Origin of the sequence: Pseudovibrio sp. Ad37, from assembly GCF_001623075.1 — a bacterium.
Taxonomy (GTDB): domain Bacteria; phylum Pseudomonadota; class Alphaproteobacteria; order Rhizobiales; family Stappiaceae; genus Pseudovibrio.
Map to the genome: position 1 here is coordinate 1 of NZ_LMCF01000142.1, position 6,527 is coordinate 6,527.

The following is a 6,527-nucleotide window of genomic DNA, read 5'->3' on the forward strand; positions in this document are numbered from 1 at the left end:
TCAAACAATGGCCGGAGCGGGTGCGACAGAGGCAGGAACAGGCCAAACCTGTCTTCGATGATCTGGAAGACTGGCTCCATTCGCAGCTTGCAAGAATATCCGGCAAGTCAGCATTGGCCGGAGCAATTCGATATGCTCTCACGCGCCTGCCCAAAGCGCGCCCCTATCTGGACAATGGCTCTCTGGAGCTGGACAACAATTGTGCCGAGCGGGCAATGAAGCCTGTAGCTCTTGGAAGGAAGAATTATCTCTTCATGGGCTCGGAAGGGGGCGGAAAAGCAGCGGCAATCGCCTATACCCTCATCGAAACCGCCAAGCTCAACAGTGTGGATCCCCAAGCCTGGCTAACGTGGGTTCTGGCTCAAATCGCTGATCACAAGATCACCCGCCTCAACGATCTCATGCCGTGGTGTTACGCTGCTAAGCCAGCGTAACAGGGCCTATCTCCGCTTTGTAGGTCGGGTTCGCCGGACGCACACCCGGAGCGTTCGGGCTGGGCGATCAAATACCCCCACAGCTTCATAAAGGCGATTAAGGCATCTTGCTGCTTTGAGTTGTGATTGTGCTCAACGCATAGGAAGTCAAACGTCCTGCGCGAAAAATATATTCCCTTGAGAATCTCCAGCTCAGTACCTTCCGTATCAATGGATATAAAGGGAATGTGATCAGGCACATTGTGCCGAACCAGAATATCTTCAGTCCGAGCAATAGGAACTTCAATCTCGCGCCCGGGCTTCGTTCCTTGGCCTACAACGGAGAGCATCCCAGAGTACTCCGAAGTATCAGCACAAAAGAAGCGAAGTGCTCCCCTCCCGAACTCCAAGCCGCTCTCTTATCCAAATCAGCGTCACGCCCTGAGCAAATCCGTTCCCAGCAATCTGGATTGGGCTCCACAAGCAAACCAGACCAACCCAATGCCTTTTCAAAAAGGAAGCTGTTGGAAAGATGCGTTCCATCTCCAACACCTATTTCTACAAAAAAACCTTTTTGCGTCTCGTAGAATGGAAACTGTTTGAGGAAATGAAGCTCCTGAAAACGTTGAGCACGGCAATAATAGAAATACTACTCACTCAATCGCGCAAGCTGCTCATCAACTAAGCCAACTCGTAGAAACTCTTCCAATCGCCTCATATTGTAAAAGCCCTTACGCTCTTTCAGATAAAGCACCCTCGAAGCACTCAGATTTTTCTTATCCAACCGCAAAGCAAGACGAGCCAGCGTCCCACTTCGCTTGTGCGGAGCAAGCGCCATTAGGAATGCCGACAAGAACTTTTGCGACCATTGGATCAATGCAGGTCCCCACCACAGTTTCGCACAAACGTGGCAGGTAAACCCTAGTGCAACAACTCTGCAATTTCACCCACAGCAAGACAGAGAGGCCAAACACAAAAAGGGCTGCCAAATGGCAGCCTTTTCCGTAAAACTGTTTCCAGTATCGCGTATTAGCGCTTGGAGAACTGGAAGGAACGACGAGCTTTACGCTTACCGTACTTCTTACGTTCAACAACACGGCTATCACGAGTAAGGAAGCCTTCTTTCTTCAGAACCGGACGCAGTGCTGGCTCGTAGAAAGTAAGTGCTTTAGAGATACCGTGACGAACAGCACCAGCCTGGCCGGAAAGACCACCACCAGCAACAGTAACGTTGATGTCGTACTGGCCATCACGCTCGGTGAGCATGATTGGCTGACGCAGGATCAGCTGAAGTACTGGACGAGCGAAATACTCAGAGTACTCTTTGCCGTTTACAACGATTTTACCGGTGCCTGGCTTGATCCATACACGAGCGATAGCGTCTTTACGCTTACCGGTTGCGTATGCACGGCCTTGTGCGTCGAGCTTCTGAACATGTACAGGAGCTTCGTTCTCAGCAGGGGCGATTGCGCCGCCCAGTTCCTCAAGGGACTGTAGCTCAGACATAATTAACCCCTCTTCGCATTTTTAGGATTCATGGCTTTAACGTCTACCACTTCTGGAGACTGGCCATCATGCGGATGTTCTGCAGCAGCATAAACACGCAGGTTACGCAGCTGTGTACGGGAAAGAGGTCCGCCTGGCATCATACGCTGAATAGCCTTTTCCAGAACGCGTTCTGGGAAACGACCTTCGATCAGCTGACGTGCAGTGCGCTCTTTGATCCCGCCAGGGTAACCAGTGTGCCAGTAGTACTTCTTGCTCTGGTATTTTTTACCAGTCAGTACAACTTTGTCTGCATTGATAACGATTACGTTGTCGCCATCGTCGATATGTGGTGTGTAGGTCGGCTTGTGCTTGCCGCGCAGACGGTTTGCGATGAATGCTGCCAGACGGCCAACAACAACGCCTTCTGCGTCGATCAAGATCCACTTCTTGTCGACCTCAGCCACTTTAGTGGAATGAGTCTTCATAAGATCTACCGTAGTTTTGACGGTTAAAATTCTTGGGAGAAATTCGTTCAGGCCCGAAAGAGCAGCTGAACGTGATAGCTCCGTGTAGGAACGGGTAGATACGCGAGCTTGGGCACAACGTCAAGAACAAAAAAACACGCGCCTAAACAAATTAATCAATAAAATCAACATGATACAAAATAGGTATTATAATACCACACTTTTTCCGCATGAATCTGAGGGTTTTGCACCTCAGGAAACACCTGCCGCGCGTGCAGCAGTCAGAATAAGGTCATCCACCTGCAATTCATAGAAGACCCAATTGGCGCTGTAACAGCTGACATAATAGCCAAGACCAGCAAGAGCTACACGATATTCGCGCAAATTGATGGGCGTGAAATGAACCGGATAAAAGAACCGCCAGCGGCTTCGGGTCAGGCGTGTCGTCAACGTGGCATTTGCCAGCAGAAGATTGAAGAACACAAGACTCACGAAGACGATTGGATCTCCAATGAAGGCCGTATCGAGATAGAACATCGTATCGCGGAATTCAGCAAAGACCCGAGGCTCACTGACTACATAGAGATCAAAGAACGCTGGAACAGCCAGAATCAAGAGGATATTCAGTGCTAGAAAGCCGATATAGCCGATTGTGGCGAGCAGCGTACCAAAGCGCAGTGGCACCAACAGGAAATCAAGAATGAAACCGAAAAACGCACGATAGAACACAAGCCTGCCTCCCCACACGCCGTCTTCTCAGGTCTCCCATCCATCAAAAAACGGCCTTTGGCTTTAGTCCCTGAATTTTAAGTGGCTTTTTGCTTTTGGATCAACAGACAATTCAACTTTCAGGCAAATTTAATTTAAAAATTTCAATAAGCTGAGAGTTTTAGGCACTTCAACGCAGTGCAGTCTTATGGAGCACCTGCCTCATGCATTGGATAACAAGGGATGAACACATTTCCGTGCAGAAACTATCGAATCGATTGTTCAATCCCAATTTATTTTTCTCAACTATGAGATTTTAGAATGCATCTTCCCTTCTTCTCTCTTATTTCGTTGTTGCTCATAACCCCTGCTCTTGCTGACACGCCACCACTTCAGATCATTATTGAAGCTGACGTAGCCTCCCCCATGAGCGGAACTGCAACAGTGAGTTTTCCAACTCCGCAAAACATCAAGTTGCTGAAGCCCCGCACTCTTCGAGGAGACACAGAGACTTCCGCAATCCAATTCCTCTTTGATGGCATTCAAAAAGCCAACGTTGCCTATGAAGAACAATTCTCATGTCGTGAGCTACAGTGGACTGTCACCTTCCAGAATGTGCAGACCGCCCCTCACGCCATTGCCAATCAACAAAACCTCTACTCTCCTGCCGGGTGGTGGACCTGATGGAGTGGGATGATATTCCTCGCTTCGAAGGTATATCTAAAGTAGAGGTCTGCGGTAAAGTCCATGGCAAGACACATGCAATCAAATGCAACCCTCTGCCTGCACCAAACCAACCACCTTTGATCCTCACATGGGGGAAGTCCACCAAAACGCTGGCAACTGGGCAAACGGCGCTCACACTCTTCAAAGACGACCCAACTTCGACCATGAAAGCTGAGAACCTGCTCGCTCTTCAACAGCAACTTGAATACCTGCAAGAGGTGCTTGGTTCTGAGGAGAATGCACCAAGCTATATCGACCTTGTATGGATCGCAATCGACAAGGAACTGAGGCAAACAGCCGGTGCTGCTGGCAAACAAGCGTTCCTCGCCAATTTTGCCGTAACAGATGGCACAGCCACAAACGACAGCATCGCAAAACTTCATTGGGTCTCCGCCCACGAACTGTTTCACATGCTTATAACCCAGCCTTACCCACTCTGGATATCTGAGAGCCTTGCTCAATATTACGGCTATAAATCACTGGAAAAGCAGGTTTGCAAACAGAAACTCCAATGGAGCAATGGCAAACCTTTAAAGAGCGCTCCCCCCATGCGGCAACAGGCCTTTATGAAGCCCACCTCAATGTAACGCGGGAGAATAACTCCAGTTACTATCCTCTTTTCTATATGAAAGGCGCTGCATTCTGGCAGGCAGTTGATCAAGAATTGCAGAAAGCAGGAACATCACTCGATGAGGTCCTGCCTCAAATAAAGTCTGCAGCATCTAATGATGCGACATTGTCGTCGGGCACAATCAATCTCCTGAAAACTACGCTTTCGGAGCAGCTCGTTTCGACGCTACAACAGCAGTACCTCCACTAAGCACATTTCAGGTCCCCATGATCACGCAGGCTTCAACTCATTATCAACGTCTCAAGAGCATCAGGCATCGACAAGATGGAACTCCATGCGCCGTCCAGTACGACAGCAGACTGACGGATATCGCTCTGACAAAGTGCAAGCTGGATCGTTTCCCATCAGAGTTATTGCATCATAGATCCTTGCGAAGCCTCTATCTGGGACAAAACTCAATCAGCGATTTACCGCAGAAAATTTCTGATCTGCAGGCGCTGAAAGAACTCTACATCTACGGATGTAAGCTGACACAACTGCCCGACAGCCTATGTGACATGCCAAATCTGGAGATCTTGGACCTCAGCCACCAAACACTGGAGCATCTTCCTGCAAAGATAGGCGCTTTGAAGAAACTGCGTGTGCTCTATGCCAGCAACACAGTCATGACGCAGCTACCGAAAAGTATCGGTGATCTTTCTGCTCTTGAGTATCTCGGCTGCACCGACAACACCATCGCGCATCTGCCAGAGAGCATTGGGAACCTGCAAGGTCTGAAAGAGTTGAGGCTCTACGGCAATGGCTTGCGCGCACTCCCCCTGAGCTCTTCCAATCTCTCATCCTTGCGAGAGGCCTATTTGCGTAACAACGCTCTCACAAAACTTCCTGAGGACGTAGGCAATTTGCATCAGCTCGAAGTGTTGGACCTCCGCAACAATCAAGTCTCTCAGCTCCCTGAAGAAATTGGAGACCTTCCCAATCTTTATCAATTAGATCTCAGGGCAAACCCATTGGAGGAGCTGCCCGCCAGCATGAGCAACCTGAAGAATCTGCGCAAATTGGATCTACGCTGGACACGCCTGACCAAAGAGCCGGAGTGGTTTGAAATCCTGCGCGCACAAGGCACTCTGATTTATCTCTGACCTTCAAAGTGCCCCTAAAAAACAGTGGTAGCGACGTATGCCCTAAATATTATCATGGGGAATGCATCGCTATCTCTTACTCACCCTATCATTTTTGCTGGTTTGGGCTTGGAATGCTAACGCGCAAGAAAGCAAGTTCCGCAAACGCCCTCGTAGTCTGTTCAAGCAACCAGACTGCTATTGCACCAACCGTGGCATTCGGATCGAACTGGGTGATTTTTCCTGTCTCTATGTAGACGGCACTGCCTATCTGGCTCAATGCCAAATGGCACTCAACAATCCAATGTGGCGAAAGATCCAAAATGGTTGCCCAACAACTCAGTTGGACAACAAAAAACACGCATCCTATCCCTTGAACGAGGCCGGAGGGATGGAGTAAGTCGCTGTGGCATGGGCAATCAGATCATCGCTGCCTTGGCGAGTGATTTCACAATCCATAACGACAAGACGCTTGCCGCCCTTCAGGATGCGACACGTGGCGATCATCTCACCAGCTTCAGCTTTGCGTAGGAAGTTGATATTGATGTTGGTGGTCACAGCAAGTGCATGAAGCCCCATATTGCCCAGCAGAACCACATAGGCCGCATAGTCAACCAGAGCCATCAGCGAAGGGCCAGAAACAGTACCACCAGGACGCAAATGCACGTCCCCGATCTTGAGCCTGACAATTGCTTTTCCCGGTAGAATTTCATCGATGAAATATGCACGACCTAACGCGTGCATCTGCGGAAATGCCTTGTCCAGAAATTCCGTCAGCTCTGCCGGACTAAACTTAACAGCAGGCGCCGCTACCTCACGGGTCATGAAGTCCCTCCTCCTCACGCAAGCCGACATATTGAAATATGGCTCCATGATTTACCAGATGAACAAAAGTTCTAAACCGTTGCGCTAGAGCTTGTCGCGTTTAATCGGTCATGTATCCAGCTGTTTTGAAGAAGTTGTTGCACTCTTGCTTTGTGAAGAGGTCGCAGACTTGGCCTACGGCCTGCCACAGTGCTTGATAACTTCTTGCTGC

General features: G+C 49.5%; 10 protein-coding genes. 4 read left to right on the forward strand and 6 right to left on the reverse strand.

Going from position 1 to position 6,527, the window contains the following annotated elements:
- Positions 1-434: transposase (locus PsAD37_RS18335; RefSeq protein WP_153039801.1), on the forward strand; the 434-nt coding region annotated here is incomplete at its 5' end.
- On the opposite strand, the gene PsAD37_RS28885 is transcribed toward PsAD37_RS18335, so the two are convergent.
- From PsAD37_RS28885 to PsAD37_RS18355, 5 genes are all read right to left on the reverse strand, one after another.
- Positions 413-763 (reverse strand): FkbM family methyltransferase, encoded by a 351-nt coding sequence (locus PsAD37_RS28885; protein WP_208991959.1) that lies wholly within the window; start codon positions 761-763, stop codon positions 413-415. The genes PsAD37_RS18335 and PsAD37_RS28885 overlap by 22 nt on opposite strands.
- 299 nt (positions 764-1,062) lie before the next feature.
- Positions 1,063-1,266, reverse strand: a complete 204-nt coding sequence (locus PsAD37_RS28890; RefSeq protein ID WP_208991960.1) for a hypothetical protein — start codon at positions 1,264-1,266, stop codon at positions 1,063-1,065.
- A gap of 176 nt (positions 1,267-1,442) precedes the next feature.
- The gene (rpsI, locus tag PsAD37_RS18345) at positions 1,443-1,919 is read right to left on the reverse strand and encodes a 30S ribosomal protein S9 (protein ID WP_063297387.1); all 477 of its coding nucleotides are present in this window, start codon (positions 1,917-1,919) and stop codon (positions 1,443-1,445) included.
- A gap of 2 nt (positions 1,920-1,921) precedes the next feature.
- On the reverse strand, positions 1,922-2,386 hold the full coding sequence (rplM, locus tag PsAD37_RS18350) for a 50S ribosomal protein L13 (protein ID WP_057464394.1): 465 nt from the start codon (positions 2,384-2,386) through the stop codon (positions 1,922-1,924).
- Between the two features lie 231 nt (positions 2,387-2,617).
- Positions 2,618-3,094 (reverse strand): hypothetical protein, encoded by a 477-nt coding sequence (locus PsAD37_RS18355; RefSeq protein WP_208860425.1) that lies wholly within the window; start codon positions 3,092-3,094, stop codon positions 2,618-2,620.
- Between the two features lie 300 nt (positions 3,095-3,394).
- Between PsAD37_RS18355 and PsAD37_RS28895 the strand changes: the two genes are divergently transcribed.
- From PsAD37_RS28895 to PsAD37_RS18365, 3 genes are all read left to right on the forward strand, one after another.
- The gene (locus PsAD37_RS28895) at positions 3,395-3,757 is read left to right on the forward strand and encodes a hypothetical protein (RefSeq protein ID WP_208991961.1); all 363 of its coding nucleotides are present in this window, start codon (positions 3,395-3,397) and stop codon (positions 3,755-3,757) included.
- A complete protein-coding gene (locus PsAD37_RS28900; RefSeq protein ID WP_208991962.1) occupies positions 3,757-4,386 on the forward strand; it encodes a hypothetical protein in 630 nt (209 codons plus the stop codon). The genes PsAD37_RS28895 and PsAD37_RS28900 overlap by 1 nt, the downstream gene beginning before the upstream one ends.
- A gap of 250 nt (positions 4,387-4,636) precedes the next feature.
- The gene (locus PsAD37_RS18365) at positions 4,637-5,512 is read left to right on the forward strand and encodes a leucine-rich repeat domain-containing protein (protein WP_063297389.1); all 876 of its coding nucleotides are present in this window, start codon (positions 4,637-4,639) and stop codon (positions 5,510-5,512) included.
- Positions 5,513-5,857: 345 nt separating this feature from the next.
- Here the strand turns inward: PsAD37_RS18365 and PsAD37_RS18375 are convergent, their stop codons facing one another.
- On the reverse strand, positions 5,858-6,316 hold the full coding sequence (locus tag PsAD37_RS18375) for a PaaI family thioesterase (RefSeq protein ID WP_063297391.1): 459 nt from the start codon (positions 6,314-6,316) through the stop codon (positions 5,858-5,860).
- Positions 6,317-6,527 lie beyond the last annotated feature (211 nt).